Genomic DNA, 12,867 nt, shown 5'->3' on the forward strand with positions numbered 1-12,867 from the left:
TCTGATTGTTATGCTGCTCATACCAGCCATTGATTTGAAGGACGGACGTTGTGTCCGCCTGCGCCAGGGGGACTTGCAGGATGCCACCATTTTTTCCGAAGACCCGGTTACCGTCGCGGAACAATGGTATGACCAGGGCGCAAGACGCCTGCATCTGGTCGACCTGAACGGGGCCGTCGCTGGCAAACCCAAAAACGAAGATGTGATCAGGGCCATCGTGCGGGCTGTCGGAGACGACATCCCGGTGCAGATCGGCGGTGGCATCCGCGATCTGGATACCATCGAACGGTACCTGGATTTCGGCATCGAGTATGTCATTATCGGGACGGCGGCCGTGAAGGACCCTGGCTTTCTGCAGGATGCCTGCAGCGCTTTCCCCGGTAACATCATTGTCGGGCTCGATGCCAGGGATGGCAAGGTGGCAACGGACGGGTGGAGCAAACTGACCAAGCATGATGTGCTCGATCTTGGCCGCAAGTTCGAAGACTACGGCGTTGAGTCCATTATCTACACAGATATCGGCCGCGACGGCATGCTGACTGGCGTCAATATCGAAGCCACGGTGCGTCTGGCCCAGCACGTCAGGATCCCGGTCATTGCCTCTGGCGGCGTAACGGACCTGACAGATATCGAAGCGTTGTGCGAGGTTGAGTCCGAAGGCGTCGAAGGCGTCATACTGGGCCGCAGCATCTACGAAGGCACGCTGGATTTTCAGGCGGCTCAGGAAATGGCTGACGAGCTAAACGGGGACGAGCAGGAGTGACACATTCTACGGCTGCGACGCACACGCTGACCACTCGCGTCATACCGTGCCTTGATGTAACGGCCGGACGCGTCGTCAAGGGTGTGAATTTTGTCCAGTTGCGCGATGCCGGTGATCCGGTGGAAATTGCAAGGCGCTACAATGAACAGGGGGCCGATGAGCTCACTTTTCTGGATATTACTGCGACCAGTGATGGCAAGGATCTGACCTTGTCCATGATAGAGCAGGTAGCATCAGAAGTGTTTATCCCGCTTACAGTTGGCGGCGGCGTGCGGGCGCTGCCCGACGTGCAGCGCTTGCTCAATGCGGGCGCCGACAAGGTGTCCATCAATAGTGCGGCTGTGAATGAACCCGAATTGGTGCGCGCCTGCGCCGATTATTACGGTTCACAGTGCATTGTGGTGGCTGTGGATGCGCGACGGGTCTCGGCGCCGGGCGAACCGCTGCGCTGGGAAGTGTTTACCCACGGCGGGCGCAAGCCCACTGGCATCGATGCTGTTGCCTGGGCCGTACGCATGGCCCGCTACGGCGCCGGTGAATTATTGATTACCAGCATGGATCAGGACGGCACGCAAGCGGGGTTTGACCTGCAGCTGACCCGGACCATTTCCGATGCCGTGGCTGTGCCGGTCATCGCCTCCGGCGGGGTCGGCAATTTGCAACATCTTTGCGACGGCGTTAACGAAGGCCGCGCCAGTGCGGTGCTGGCTGCCAGCATATTCCATTACGGCGATTACAGTATCGCGCAGGCCAAGGCGTATATGGCTGAACACGGGATACAGGTCAGGAACACTCAATGAACTGGATAGATGACGTAGTATTCGACGCGGACGGCCTGGTGCCTGCTATCGCGCAGGACTGGCAAAGTGGCCGGATCCTGATGGTTGCGTGGATGACCCGCGAGGCGCTTGAGGAAACTGCGGCAACCGGCAGAGCCGTCTATTGGTCGCGGTCGCGCAAGCGGCTCTGGCGCAAGGGTGAAGAGTCGGGCAATACCCAGCGGGTGTGTTCGCTGCGTCTGGATTGCGACGGCGACGTGATATTGCTTACCGTCGAGCAGCAGGGCGGTGTAGCCTGCCATACTGGGCGCGAGAGTTGTTTTTTTCGCGAGCTCACCGGCGCTGCACCGGCGCAGCAATGGCAGATAACCGATGAGGTGCTCAAGGATCCGCAGAGTATGTACAAATGACGCAAGATAATCTTCCGGCGCCCACTGCCGATATTCTGGTTCGTTTGGCCGATGTACTGGAAACCCGCAGGCCACAGGCCGGCGGTGATTCACAATCGTCATATACGGCCAAATTGCTGGCGCGTGGCCCCGACGCTTTTCTCAAGAAAATCGGCGAGGAAGCAACCGAACTGGTGATGGCGGCAAAAGACGGCGTACCCGAGCGAATTGTGTCTGAAACGGCTGATCTGTGGTTTCACTGTCTGGTCGCGCTGACCCATTATGGGTTGCGGCCTGAAGATGTGCTTGCCGAGCTGGCCCGTCGTGAAGGCCTGTCCGGGTTGGCGGAAAAGGCAGCGCGCAATCATGAGGGCGCGGACAGTGCGCCGGATCGCAGTGCATAACTGCGATTACGTTCATGATATTTCCCTATTGATTCGCCAATTAATTGGTATAGTATGCGTATTCACGCAATCTGATTTCAGGAGTAACACATGGGCAGTCTAAGTATCTGGCACTGGTTGATCGTACTGGTCATTATCGCCCTCATTTTCGGTACCAAAAAGCTGCGCAACGTAGGCGAAGATCTGGGTGGTGCAGTCAAGGGGTTCAAAAAAGGCATCAAGGACGCCAACGAAGAAGCTGATTCATCAAAAGATGATGGCCTCAATCGCAAGGTCGCCGACACGCAGGATCCGGCCCGACCCGGCACGACGGCTCGCTCCAATCCGGATGCGATCGACGTGCAGGCTCGCGACAAGTCCGAGTAAATACGTCGTGCCGACGGTCGGCATAAGCTGCGGCATACCCCGCCGATCTTCTTGAAAAGTAGCAAGTATGTTTGGTTTAAGTTTCGGAGAGCTGTTCGTTATCGGTGTTGTGGGGCTTATTGTGATCGGCCCCGAACGCCTGCCTACGGTCGCCCGTACGCTGGGCCACCTGGTGGGTCGCGCGCAACGCTACGTGAACGACGTAAAAAGCGATATTCAGCGGGAAGTGGATATCCAGGAAATTGCCAAGATAAAAGAAGAAATGCAGTCTGCCGTCAGTGATGTCAAATCGTCGGTAGAAGACACTGCCAGTGCCTTGCGCAACCCGGTCAATGCCCTGCGGGATGATTTGGAACGCACCGGCAATACGCTGCGCGATAGCGTCAGCACAAACACCACGACAACACGGCAAGGCGATTCAGACGCTGCTGGTGCAGGCAATCTTGCGGCAGACGCGCAGGCCGATGCCGATGCATCGAAAATGATTGCGCCGGCCGCCGCGTCTACGACTACCGGTGCGCAATCGACCACGGCAGGGGTTGCAGACCTGATGGCACCCCTGGCAGAACCTCCGGTTGAGCCTGTCGTGCCCTCGGATGCGGTAACTGCTGGCAAAACAGCGGCGACCGCTGCACCTGTCGACTCCTCGTCTGTTGACAAAGCTGCCCCACAGGTTGCGTCGCAGACTGCTTCAAACCCGCCTGCCGCGGCTGATCGGCCCGATGTCAAATCCACGCAAGCCGATGCGCCGGCCTCTGCCGTTACCCGTTCCGATAAGCATTCCTGATGGCCAATCCAATTCTTCCTCCCGACAACGCGCAGGAAAGTCTGCCTGAAGACAGCTTTTTTTCCCATCTGATCGAATTGCGCACCCGCCTGATCAGGGCGCTGCTGGCTGTGATCGGGCTCTTTGCTATTCTGTGTATCTATCCTGGTACGGGTGCGGTCTACGATTTTATTGCGCAGCCCATGATTGCGTCGTTGCCGGCCGGCAACCGAATGATCGCCACCGGCGTGATCACGCCGTTTCTGGTGCCCCTGAAGGTAACGCTGTTGCTTGCGTTCATGATCGCCTTGCCTTACGTGCTGTACCAGGCCTGGGCTTTTATTGCGCCGGGCCTGTACCGTCATGAAAAACAACTGGCCATGCCGCTGGTGGTCTCCAGTACGTTGCTGTTTTTTTTCGGAATGGCATTCTGCTACTACATTGTTTTCCATACTATCTTTCATTTCATCGCCATGGTCTCGCCCGAGTCTATCAATTTCGCACCGGATATCGAGGCGTATCTTGGCTTTGTGATGACCATGTTCCTGGCCTTTGGGGTCACGTTTGAAGTGCCTATTGTTGTTGTCGTGCTTGTCAGCACCGGCATGATTTCAGTGGCCAAACTCAAGTCAATGCGCGGCTATGTCATCGTCGGGGCCTTTGTGGTGGCGGCAGTGGTAACGCCTCCTGATGTGATGTCGCAATTTCTGCTGGCCGTTCCCCTGTGCCTGTTGTTTGAACTGGGCTTGTTTGCCGCGCGCTTTGTCAAGGTCAGCAAGCTGGATCAGCAAGAATCAGAATCTGAAGAGTAGGGCGGTCTTGTCCGCACTTGCCTGGGCGTGAGGGCCTATAGCGGCGCGTCGGCTGTGGCCTGCAGTTTCTGCGCTATTGTCTTGTCCGGCAAGCAGTTCACTCGCTATTGCTGCGTCATTCACTGACTCCGCTGTCTCCCATCTCTTACTATTTATTAAATGTTGTGCTAGCAATGTCATCCGTATTGCTGTGTTGGCGCAAGGTAGAGGCGTTGCAGGCGTCATGAGTGCAATACGCGGGCTTGGTCAAGTGAGTCTACGAGGGGCGGTGACTGCGATTCGCGCGCTGTTATTGTTCGGATGCGGCCGGACAGGATGAAGGCGATGTGGCCGGGAGCGCGGCAGAAGGATGCGGCAGAACCGCCTGCCTGCCATTTCTGTCGCGGTCAGTTGGTGGTGGTCACCTGGGGCCGTTTACCCAGTGTTACGATGAAGTCATGCTTTTTGCCGCCGCGCAAAACGGTGAAGGTCACTTTCGATTGAGGAGCAAACTCGGCAATTTTGTTCAGTAAATGGTCGGTTCCGGTAATATCTTCCCCATTGGCCGCGAGCAGGATGTCGCCAACCAGCAGGCCAGCCTGGCTGGCCGGACCATTCGGGGCCAGCGTGGCAATAATCACCCCATTGGTGTTTTTCAGATTGAACGCCCTGGCCAGATCGGTAGTGATGTCCTGTGGCTCTATGCCAAGCCAGCCGCGCGAGACGCTGCCGGTTTTGATGATTTCGTACATGATGCGCATGGCGGTATCGGCGGGCGTGGCAAAGCCGATGCCCAGTGAGCCGCCGGCAGCCGATTCGGTGTAGATGGCGGTGTTAATGCCGATCAGATCGCCTCGGGTATTGATCAATGCACCGCCGGAGTTGCCCGGATTGATGGCCGCATCGGTCTGAATGAAATTTTCATAGGTATTGATTCCCAGGCCGGTACGACCCAGCGCCGATACAATACCCATGGTGGTTGTCTGGCCCACGCCGAACGGGTTGCCGATTGCCAGGACCATATCGCCAATTCGTGGCGTATTGCCGGCGTTGTAATGGATCACCGGCAGGTCGGGAAGATCGGCCTTGAGTACGGCCAGGTCTGTATCGGGATCGGAGCCGATGAGTTTGGCCGGGGCCTTGCGCCCGTCTGACAGGCCCACTTCAATGGAATCGGCCGCTTCGATCACGTGATAGTTGGTCAGGATATAGCCCTGGTCCGAGGCGATCACACCGGAACCCAGATTGGTGGGCCCCATTGTGTTCTGTTCCTTGTTATCCTTGATAAAGGGTTTGAGCGCAGGAACATCCGGCAGGTTCTTGAAAGGCGAGTCGATGTTCTTTGTGGTATAGATATTCACAACGGACGGCGTGGCAGCGGCAACGGCCGAGGCAAAGCTCAGGCTCTCATTGGCTGATGTGAGCGTTGTGGCAGGCAGAACGCGCGGATTGTCGCTGGCGCTAGGCGTTAGCCAGCCCGGGCGCAATGTTGTAATGGTGAAAACCAACGCCAGGCAGACGGTGACCGCCTGAGATAACAGTAACCAAAAACGATACATAGGAAGACGTCGTGAATAAAATTTTCGTGCAGGATTTGCTGGGCTGGCTGGACCAGCAACTAAAACCAGCCCTCTTTCAAGATTATGCACCAAACGGGCTGCAGGTGCAGGGTAAGGCCGAAATAAAAAAGGTGATTACGGGCGTGACCGCTTCGGCGCGGCTGTTGCAAATTGCCGCAGACAAAGGTGCCGATGCCGTTCTTGTGCATCACGGCTGGTTCTGGAAAGGCGAGAATCCGTGTGTGGTCGGCAGCAAATATCATCGCATGGAACTGGCGATACGGCATGGCCTGAACATCATTGGCTACCATTTGCCTCTGGATGCGCACCCGGAATGGGGCAACAATGCGCAATTGGCGAGGGTCCTGGGCCTGGTCCCTGATCGGGCCGACGACGGCAGCGGGCAGCCGGTCGTATTCGGCAAAGGCGGGTTGATCTGGTCGGGTACCTTGCCGCCCGGGCTGCGCACGCTGGGCGATTTGGGTGCGCAGATTGAAACGGCCCTGGGTCGGTGTCCGTTGCTTATAGGCAACAGTGAGCGGCCCTTGCAGCGTATCGCCTGGTGTACCGGCGGCGCCCAGGGCATGTTTGAAGAGGCGATTGCGCGTGGCGTGGATGTTTACCTGACCGGAGAGGCGTCGGAGCAGGTCTATCATCAGGCGATGGAGTCGGGCGTGGCCTATATTGGCGCCGGCCATCACGCGACCGAGCGCTATGGAGTTCAGGCGCTGGGGCAGGCCGTGGCAGAACACTTTGGCCTGGATGTGGAGTTCGTGGATCTGCCCAATCCGGTGTAATGCGACGTGGCCGCGCTGGCCAGGGCGCGCCTATCGCCAGGCATCGCTTGCGCGACAGAATGCAGCCGTAGCGCTACGCTGATGCCCGCCACGGTGAGCTCAATGAGCCGCAGTCGGACGAAAAAAAACAACATCTGCAATTTATCACAGATGTTGTTTTTTTACTCCAGGCCTTGTCGTCAGAGTCTGGCCACAGGACTCGGGGCCAGCGGTGACAAGGAGCGTAGCAGGTCAGACCGTAGGTTTCTGACGCAGCAGATCGCGGATCTCCTTGAGCAGGGCGACATCGGCCGGATCGGCGGCAGCTTCGGCTTCTTTTTCCCGTTCAAAGGTGGCGCGCGCTTTGGCGACGGCTTTGACCAGGCAGAAGATAACCAGCGCCAGCAGGATGAAATTAATGAAGATTGTGAGAAAGTTACCATAGGCCAGCAGGTTGGCACCGGCTTTGCTCATGGCTTCGTAGGTACGTGCTCCGGCATAGCCTTCGGGTTCGGATAAGACAATGAACTTATTGGCAAAATCAACAGATCCACCGAGGATGAAATTGATCATGGGCATGATGACGTCTTTGACTAAAGAGTCAATGATCTTTCCGAAAGCGGCGCCGATAATCACACCAACCGCCAGGTCAATCATGTTGCCTTTGATTGCAAACTCTTTGAACTCGTTTATAAAACCTTTACTCATGATTATGTCCTTTTTTCCACGCCCGGCTCGGGCACCGGTATATAATAAACGGTTGCCAAATTATGTACACATAAAATATAGTAAATTTTAGTACCTTGAGTGTATCAACAAGGATGGATAATGAGTCAGGATTCTATACAGCAGTATGATAATCAGGGGCCCGCCACGCCAGCGGTGCTTCCCTCTGATCCGCAAAGACGCTTCTGGCTGGGTACAGCCTGTGCGGTCGGTGGTGTAGCAGGAGTGGCAACGGCCGTTCCTTTTGTAGCATCAATGAACCCGTCCGATCGGGCCAAGGCAGCCGGCGCGCCAGTGGAAATCGCGCTGGGTGGTATTGCCCCAGGCAACATGATCACCGCCGAATGGCAGGGCAAGCCGGTATGGATCATCCACCGTACACCGGCCATGATTGAGGGTCTGACAAAAAACGATTCGCATCTTGCCGATCCGAAGTCCGAGCGTCCTGACTACACTCCCGATTTTGCCAAGAACGAAGGCCGTTCACGCAAGCCGGAATGGTTTATTTGCGTTGGTATCTGTACACACCTGGGCTGTTCTCCGTCACCCCGTTTCGCCATCGGCGGTTCCGAGGGTATGGGCGCCGACTGGGAAGGCGGCTTTCTTTGCCCTTGCCATGGTTCCCATTTTGATCTGGCCGGCCGGGTTTTCAAAAATCAGCCCGCACCTGACAATCTTCTTATTCCCCCTTATTACTTTATCGACGATAACACAGTTATGGTCGGTTTAGAAAAAGCGGAAGGCTGATCCCAATGATCCGTCTGATCTCTTGCCTAGTTAGAAAAGGAGCCCTGTAAAATGGCTGGCGAAAAAGTTGTCGAAACGACAGGATTGTTGGGTTGGGTTGATCGGCGTTTCCCACTGACAAGTCTGTGGAAAGCCCATCTGTCCGAGTATTACGCACCCAAGAATTTCAATTTCTGGTATTTCTTCGGATCACTGGCTCTGCTGGTTCTGGTTATCCAGATTGTGACCGGTATTTTCATGGTCATGCACTACAAACCCGATGCCGCGCTGGCGTTCACATCGGTAGAATACATCATGCGCGAAGTGCCCTATGGCTGGATCATCCGCTATATGCACTCTACCGGCGCTTCCATGTTCTTTGTGGTCGTGTATCTGCACATGTTGCGTGGCCTGTTCTACGGTTCCTACCGCAAGCCGCGTGAACTGGTCTGGATCTTCGGCGTGGCCATTTTCCTCTGTCTGATGGCCGAAGCCTTCTTCGGCTATCTGCTGCCATGGGGTCAAATGTCCTTTTGGGGCGCCCAGGTGATTGTGAACCTGTTCTCCGCCATTCCTTATGTCGGTCCTGACCTGTCCATCTGGATTCGCGGCGACTTCGTCGTATCCGATGCCACACTCAACCGCTTCTTTGCCTTCCACGTGATCGCCATTCCATTGGTGCTCATTGGTCTGGTCGCTGCCCACCTTATTGCTCTGCATGAAGTTGGCTCGAACAATCCCGATGGCGTTGAAATCAAAGAGAAAAAAGATGCCAATGGCCGCCCCCTGGACGGCATCCCCTTCCATCCGTACTATTCGGTACACGATTTGATGGGCGTAGTCGGCTTTCTCATTGTTTTTGCCGCGATCATGTTCTTTGCGCCAACCATGGGTGGTTACTTCCTGGAAGCCAATAACTTCCTGCCGGCCGATGCGTTCAAGACACCGCCGCATATTGCGCCTGTCTGGTATTTCACGCCGTTCTACTCCATGCTGCGTGCAACAACAGATGAATTTACCTGGGTGCTGGTTGCCCTGGCGCTGATCTTTGCCGTAGGCCTGCTGTTCAGCAAAAACCTCAAGGGCATCTGGAAAATCATTTTCCCGGTCATTCTGGTGCTGGTTGCGGTTGCCCTGCGTGTTTACGATGCGAAATTCTGGGGTGTGGTCATTATGGGCGGCACCGTGGTCATCCTGGGTTTTATGCCCTGGCTTGACCATTCTCCGGTCAAATCCATCCGCTACCGTCCAGGTTGGCACAAGCTGGTGTATGCCGTCTTCCTGATCAACTTCGTGATCCTGGGCATCATTGGTACAAAGGCGCCAAGTCCTGTCCTGAATATTATTTCTCAAGTGGGTACACTGATTTACCTGGCTTTCTTCCTGTTCATGCCAATCTGGAGCCGGCTGGGTACGTTCAAGAAAGTCCCTGATCGTGTGACCTTCCATCCCCACTAAGTTGAAAAATACAGGAATGAACATGTTTAAAAAGTTAATAGGCGCATTGTTACTGGCCGTCACTTTTGCCACTCCTGTCCTGGCCGCCGAAGGCGGCATGGAGTGGGATCGTGCCCCCAACCGTGTCAATCATCTGGCTTCCTTGCAAAATGGTGCGAAGCTTTTCGTCAACTACTGTCTGAACTGTCACAGTGCCAATTCCATGCGCTACAACAAGCTCACGGAACTTGGCCTGACCGAAGAGCAGATCAAGGAAAACCTGCTGTTTACCGGCGATAAGGTCGGCGAACTCATGCACGTTGCCATGAGCCCGGCTGACGCCAAGGCCTGGTTCGGGGCAGCACCGCCCGACCTGTCTGTCATGGCGCGCGCCAAGGCTGCCAATATGGGGCAGGACGGTACAGACTATATCTACACTTACCTGCGTACGTTCTACCGCGATGCGTCCCGTCCTCTGGGCTGGAACAATCTGCTGTTCCCGAACGTAGGTATGCCGCATGCCATGTGGAACCTGCAAGGCCCGCGTGAACTGGAAACCGTCGACATCCACCCTGTGGACAAAGACGGCAAACAGGAATGGCGCAAGATCACCACGAAAGTGGACTCCGAAGGCTTCAAGTCTGTCGTGAGTGATGAGCCCCTGCCCGAGTATCATGGCAGTGCATCGTCACACTCGACACTGAAGTATCTGGATCCATCCAGACAGGCACAGTTTGACAACGACGTTGCTGACCTGACCGCCTTTCTGGGCTGGATGTCCGAACCAGAACAACTGCTGCGCAAGAAGTTGGGCGTATGGGTGCTGTTGTTCCTCGGGCTGTTCTTTATCGTTGTCTGGAGACTGAACGCGTCTTACTGGAAACACGTTAAGTAAGCGTTGTCGGCAGCAGTCGGGGGGATGCAAAACCCTTCCTTTGCTGCCGATGTCAGAACTACTGTGATTCGGGTCAGTGCTTGTTGTATGATGGGCACTGACCTTTTCTTTTTTTTATTTTTTGCGGGAGACTGCACACCATGATGGTGCTTTATTCTGGAACCACGTGTCCATTTTCTCAACGCTGCCGTTTCGTCCTGTACGAAAAAGGCATGGACTTTGAGGTTCGTGATATTGACCTGTTCAACAAGCCCGAGGATATCTCGGTCATGAACCCCTACGGTCGCGTCCCCATCCTGGTAGAGCGTGACCTGATTCTGTATGAATCCAATATTATCAATGAGTACATTGACGAGCGTTTTCCGCATCCTCAACTGATGCCTGCCGATCCGGTCATGCGTGCGCGCACCCGCTTGTTCCTGCATAATTTTGAAAAAGAGCTGTTTGTTCACGTTGGGGTGCTGGAAGATCGTTCTGCCCGTTCCGACGAGAAGAAACTGGAAAATGCCCGCCGCATGATCCGCGACCGCCTGTCACAGTTGGCGCCCTTGCTGATCAAAAATCGCTACATGCTGGGTGAAGAGTTCTCCATGCTTGACGTGACCATGGCGCCGCTGCTGTGGCGTCTGGACCATTACGGTATCGAGTTGCCCAAAAATGCAGCGCCGATCCAGAAATATGCTGAGCGGATCTTCTCGCGCCCGGCCTATATCGAGGCATTGACGCCGTCAGAAAAGGTAATGCGTCGCTGATCCGTTCCGGGACAGTTAGCACAGCCACAGACTAAAGGAAAGTGAATGGAAAAACCATCTACCAAACCATATCTGTTGCGTGCCTGGCATGAGTGGTGTACCGATGCCGGCTACACCCCTCATCTGGTGGTCCATGTTGATGCGGCCTGCCAGGTACCCAGGGAGTTTGTCCGTGACGAACGCATTACGTTGAATGTAGGCGCAATGGCAACCAATCGTCTGGTCATGGGCAATGACTGGATTGAGTTTCAGGCAAGATTCGGCGGAGCTTCGCGACAAATTTCCGTTCCCGTGGCGCGCGTCGAAGCGATTTATGCACGCGAGACACAGGAAGGGATGCAGTTTGAGGTCGAAGAGTACGATTTGACAGACGCGGGTTCCGATACCCACGATACCTCATTGCCAGACGACGATCCACCACCTTCGCCTACGCCAAAAGAAAAGGCGCCTTGGCTCAAGGTGGTCAAGTAACCGATGACCCTGGCCGCAGATGATCGAAGATGGCCGGCAGTGGCGCCGGCGCCATGTCATGGCCAGGTCCATGTAATTCGGGCGGACAGCGGTTTGCGTGGCGCTTTTTGCAGCTAAAACAAGACACGATCGTGGCTTTTTTGACCCTGTATGCCGTAAAACTGGACTTTTTCCGCCAGCTTCACATATAATCTTTCTTTCGCCGGTTTAGCTCAGTTGGTAGAGCAGCTGATTTGTAATCAGAAGGTCGAGGGTTCAACTCCTTTAACCGGCACCAGAATTTCAAACGCCCCGTCTTCGGTCATACTTCAGGTATGTTGATTGCGGGGCTTTTGTTTTGGGTGCTGCATCTGCTTTTTTAAGTATTGTGAGTGGGTGCCAGGGCAATAGCAGATGTTGCGTCAGACAACAACCGTCCAAGCATTTTTCTACTTCCATATCGGGTTGGCAATGAACAATCAAAGACATGCCGCTTTGAGAAAAAATAAGGTGCCGCTACAGGTTTGGGGGAGAAAGACCTCTTCGAATGTGCAGGCATTGATGTGGTGCATCGGGGAGCTGGCGCTCGCTTATGAGCGCTACGACGTTGGTCATAAGTTTGGCGGTACTGATACGCCGGCGTTCCTGGCGATGAATCCGAACGGCACTGTCCCCGTCATTCGTGACGCTGACGGTGATCCGATATGGGAAACCGGCGCAATTGTCCGCTATCTGGCAGGTTGTTACGGGGATGAGGATTTCTGGCCCGCCGATTGCGCAAGGCGTGCGCAGATCGACCAATGGGCGGAATGGGCCAAGCTGAATATCGCGCTTAACTTTACGGGCCCGGTTTTTGGCAAACTCGTCAGAACGGCAAAGTCGCAGCAGGACAGGCCGGCCATCGACGCGGCGTTATCAGACCTGCACCGGAAAATGGCGATTGCAGAAGCCCGGCTGTCCAGGAACGCCTTTGTCGCCGGAGATGCTTTTTCGATGGCAGATATACAGTTCGGTCATGTGTTATATCGGTATTTTGATATTGATATTGTCAGGCCGTCTTTGCCGGCGATCAAAGCTTATTATGAAAAGCTCAAGTGCAGGCCCGCTTATGTGGAGCATGTCATGGTGTCGTATGAAGAACTGCGCGTGCCATAACAATGGCTGCATTCTTCCCAAATAGATGGCCACAACGCTCGCCTTGACGTCATGCGTCTCAATGGGTGACCTGCGCTCTGGCGTCCGGCCATGGCGCAGGGGCAGCACAAGAGATCGATAGCCAGTGCCAGGC

Annotated in this window: 16 protein-coding genes and 1 tRNA gene; 15 read left to right on the forward strand and 2 right to left on the reverse strand. The window is 55.3% G+C overall.

From position 1 onward, the window contains the following. The first annotated feature begins 10 nt into the window (after nt 1-10). The 7 genes from hisA (at nt 11) to tatC (ending at nt 4,279) form a co-directional block, all read left to right on the forward strand. Nucleotides 11-763, forward strand: coding sequence for a 1-(5-phosphoribosyl)-5-[(5-phosphoribosylamino)methylideneamino]imidazole-4-carboxamide isomerase (hisA, locus tag EV681_RS03155; RefSeq protein WP_128393896.1), 753 nt, complete (start codon nt 11-13; stop codon nt 761-763). Then, entirely contained in the window at nt 760-1,563 is an 804-nt protein-coding gene (gene hisF, locus EV681_RS03160) for an imidazole glycerol phosphate synthase subunit HisF (RefSeq protein ID WP_128393897.1), read from the forward strand. Before hisA ends, hisF begins: the two co-directional genes overlap by 4 nt. After that, entirely contained in the window at nt 1,560-1,952 is a 393-nt protein-coding gene (gene hisI / locus EV681_RS03165; protein ID WP_128393898.1) for a phosphoribosyl-AMP cyclohydrolase, read from the forward strand. Before hisF ends, hisI begins: the two co-directional genes overlap by 4 nt. Then, complete coding sequence (locus tag EV681_RS03170; protein ID WP_128393899.1) at nt 1,949-2,335, forward strand: phosphoribosyl-ATP diphosphatase; 387 nt, start codon at nt 1,949-1,951, stop codon at nt 2,333-2,335. Before hisI ends, EV681_RS03170 begins: the two co-directional genes overlap by 4 nt. Nucleotides 2,336-2,425: 90 nt before the next feature. Then, a complete protein-coding gene (gene tatA / locus EV681_RS03175; RefSeq protein WP_128393900.1) occupies nt 2,426-2,701 on the forward strand; it encodes a Sec-independent protein translocase subunit TatA in 276 nt (91 codons plus the stop codon). Nucleotides 2,702-2,768: 67 nt separating this feature from the next. Continuing rightward, nucleotides 2,769-3,488 carry a Sec-independent protein translocase protein TatB gene (tatB, locus tag EV681_RS03180; protein WP_128393901.1) on the forward strand — a complete coding sequence of 240 codons (720 nt, stop codon included), beginning with the start codon at nt 2,769-2,771 and terminating at the stop codon, nt 3,486-3,488. Next, nucleotides 3,488-4,279: a twin-arginine translocase subunit TatC gene (gene tatC / locus EV681_RS03185; protein ID WP_128393902.1), complete on the forward strand. Its 792-nt coding sequence runs from the start codon at nt 3,488-3,490 to the stop codon at nt 4,277-4,279. The genes tatB and tatC overlap by 1 nt, the downstream gene beginning before the upstream one ends. Before the next feature lie 386 nt (nt 4,280-4,665). Here tatC and EV681_RS03190 read toward each other — a convergent pair whose 3' ends face one another. Then, entirely contained in the window at nt 4,666-5,817 is a 1,152-nt protein-coding gene (locus EV681_RS03190) for a S1C family serine protease (RefSeq protein WP_130303282.1), read from the reverse strand. Nucleotides 5,818-5,828: 11 nt separating this feature from the next. On the opposite strand from EV681_RS03190, the gene EV681_RS03195 reads away from it, so the two are divergent. Continuing rightward, entirely contained in the window at nt 5,829-6,614 is a 786-nt protein-coding gene (locus tag EV681_RS03195) for a Nif3-like dinuclear metal center hexameric protein (protein WP_128395915.1), read from the forward strand. Nucleotides 6,615-6,845: 231 nt separating this feature from the next. On the opposite strand, the gene mscL is transcribed toward EV681_RS03195, so the two are convergent. Beyond that, on the reverse strand, nt 6,846-7,301 hold the full coding sequence (gene mscL / locus EV681_RS03200) for a large conductance mechanosensitive channel protein MscL (protein ID WP_128395916.1): 456 nt from the start codon (nt 7,299-7,301) through the stop codon (nt 6,846-6,848). A gap of 120 nt (nt 7,302-7,421) precedes the next feature. Here mscL and petA point away from each other — a divergent pair, with 120 nt between their 5' ends. The 7 genes from petA to EV681_RS03235 all read left to right on the forward strand — a co-directional run bounded on the left by petA (nt 7,422) and on the right by EV681_RS03235 (nt 12,734). Then, entirely contained in the window at nt 7,422-8,066 is a 645-nt protein-coding gene (petA, locus tag EV681_RS03205; RefSeq protein WP_128395917.1) for a ubiquinol-cytochrome c reductase iron-sulfur subunit, read from the forward strand. Nucleotides 8,067-8,117: 51 nt separating this feature from the next. Next, the gene (locus EV681_RS03210) at nt 8,118-9,503 is read left to right on the forward strand and encodes a cytochrome b (protein WP_128395918.1); all 1,386 of its coding nucleotides are present in this window, start codon (nt 8,118-8,120) and stop codon (nt 9,501-9,503) included. A gap of 22 nt (nt 9,504-9,525) precedes the next feature. Next, nucleotides 9,526-10,377: a cytochrome c1 gene (locus EV681_RS03215; RefSeq protein ID WP_128395919.1), complete on the forward strand. Its 852-nt coding sequence runs from the start codon at nt 9,526-9,528 to the stop codon at nt 10,375-10,377. Between the two features lie 140 nt (nt 10,378-10,517). After that, nucleotides 10,518-11,129 carry a glutathione S-transferase N-terminal domain-containing protein gene (locus EV681_RS03220; RefSeq protein WP_014749335.1) on the forward strand — a complete coding sequence of 204 codons (612 nt, stop codon included), beginning with the start codon at nt 10,518-10,520 and terminating at the stop codon, nt 11,127-11,129. A 45-nt stretch (nt 11,130-11,174) separates the two neighbouring features. Next, nucleotides 11,175-11,600 carry a ClpXP protease specificity-enhancing factor gene (locus tag EV681_RS03225; protein ID WP_130303283.1) on the forward strand — a complete coding sequence of 142 codons (426 nt, stop codon included), beginning with the start codon at nt 11,175-11,177 and terminating at the stop codon, nt 11,598-11,600. Nucleotides 11,601-11,801: 201 nt separating this feature from the next. Continuing rightward, nucleotides 11,802-11,877 (forward strand) — tRNA-Thr (locus tag EV681_RS03230). Between the two features lie 116 nt (nt 11,878-11,993). Next, nucleotides 11,994-12,734, forward strand: a complete 741-nt coding sequence (locus EV681_RS03235; protein WP_207226998.1) for a glutathione S-transferase family protein — start codon at nt 11,994-11,996, stop codon at nt 12,732-12,734. The last annotated feature ends 133 nt before the right edge of the window (nt 12,735-12,867 follow it).

Origin of the sequence: Advenella incenata, from assembly GCF_004217095.1 — a bacterium.
In the GTDB taxonomy this organism is placed as follows: Bacteria; Pseudomonadota; Gammaproteobacteria; order Burkholderiales; family Burkholderiaceae_B; genus Advenella; species Advenella incenata.

Excerpts from the sequence above, each read along its gene's own strand:
- petA (WP_128395917.1), top strand. The coding sequence starts at position 7,422 with ATGAGTCAGGATTCTATACAGCAGTATGATAATCAGGGGCCCGCCACG.
- EV681_RS03210 (WP_128395918.1), top strand. The coding sequence starts at position 8,118 with ATGGCTGGCGAAAAAGTTGTCGAAACGACAGGATTGTTGGGTTGGGTT.
- tatB (WP_128393901.1), top strand. The coding sequence starts at position 2,769 with ATGTTTGGTTTAAGTTTCGGAGAGCTGTTCGTTATCGGTGTTGTGGGG.
- EV681_RS03190 (WP_130303282.1), bottom strand. The coding sequence starts at position 5,817 with ATGTATCGTTTTTGGTTACTGTTATCTCAGGCGGTCACCGTCTGCCTG.
- mscL (WP_128395916.1), bottom strand. The coding sequence starts at position 7,301 with ATGAGTAAAGGTTTTATAAACGAGTTCAAAGAGTTTGCAATCAAAGGC.
- EV681_RS03235 (WP_207226998.1), top strand. The coding sequence starts at position 11,994 with ATGTTGCGTCAGACAACAACCGTCCAAGCATTTTTCTACTTCCATATC.
- tatC (WP_128393902.1), top strand. The coding sequence starts at position 3,488 with ATGGCCAATCCAATTCTTCCTCCCGACAACGCGCAGGAAAGTCTGCCT.
- tatA (WP_128393900.1), top strand. The coding sequence starts at position 2,426 with ATGGGCAGTCTAAGTATCTGGCACTGGTTGATCGTACTGGTCATTATC.
- EV681_RS03170 (WP_128393899.1), top strand. The coding sequence starts at position 1,949 with ATGACGCAAGATAATCTTCCGGCGCCCACTGCCGATATTCTGGTTCGT.
- EV681_RS03225 (WP_130303283.1), top strand. The coding sequence starts at position 11,175 with ATGGAAAAACCATCTACCAAACCATATCTGTTGCGTGCCTGGCATGAG.
- hisA (WP_128393896.1), top strand. The coding sequence starts at position 11 with ATGCTGCTCATACCAGCCATTGATTTGAAGGACGGACGTTGTGTCCGC.
- EV681_RS03220 (WP_014749335.1), top strand. The coding sequence starts at position 10,518 with ATGATGGTGCTTTATTCTGGAACCACGTGTCCATTTTCTCAACGCTGC.
- hisI (WP_128393898.1), top strand. The coding sequence starts at position 1,560 with ATGAACTGGATAGATGACGTAGTATTCGACGCGGACGGCCTGGTGCCT.
- EV681_RS03215 (WP_128395919.1), top strand. The coding sequence starts at position 9,526 with ATGTTTAAAAAGTTAATAGGCGCATTGTTACTGGCCGTCACTTTTGCC.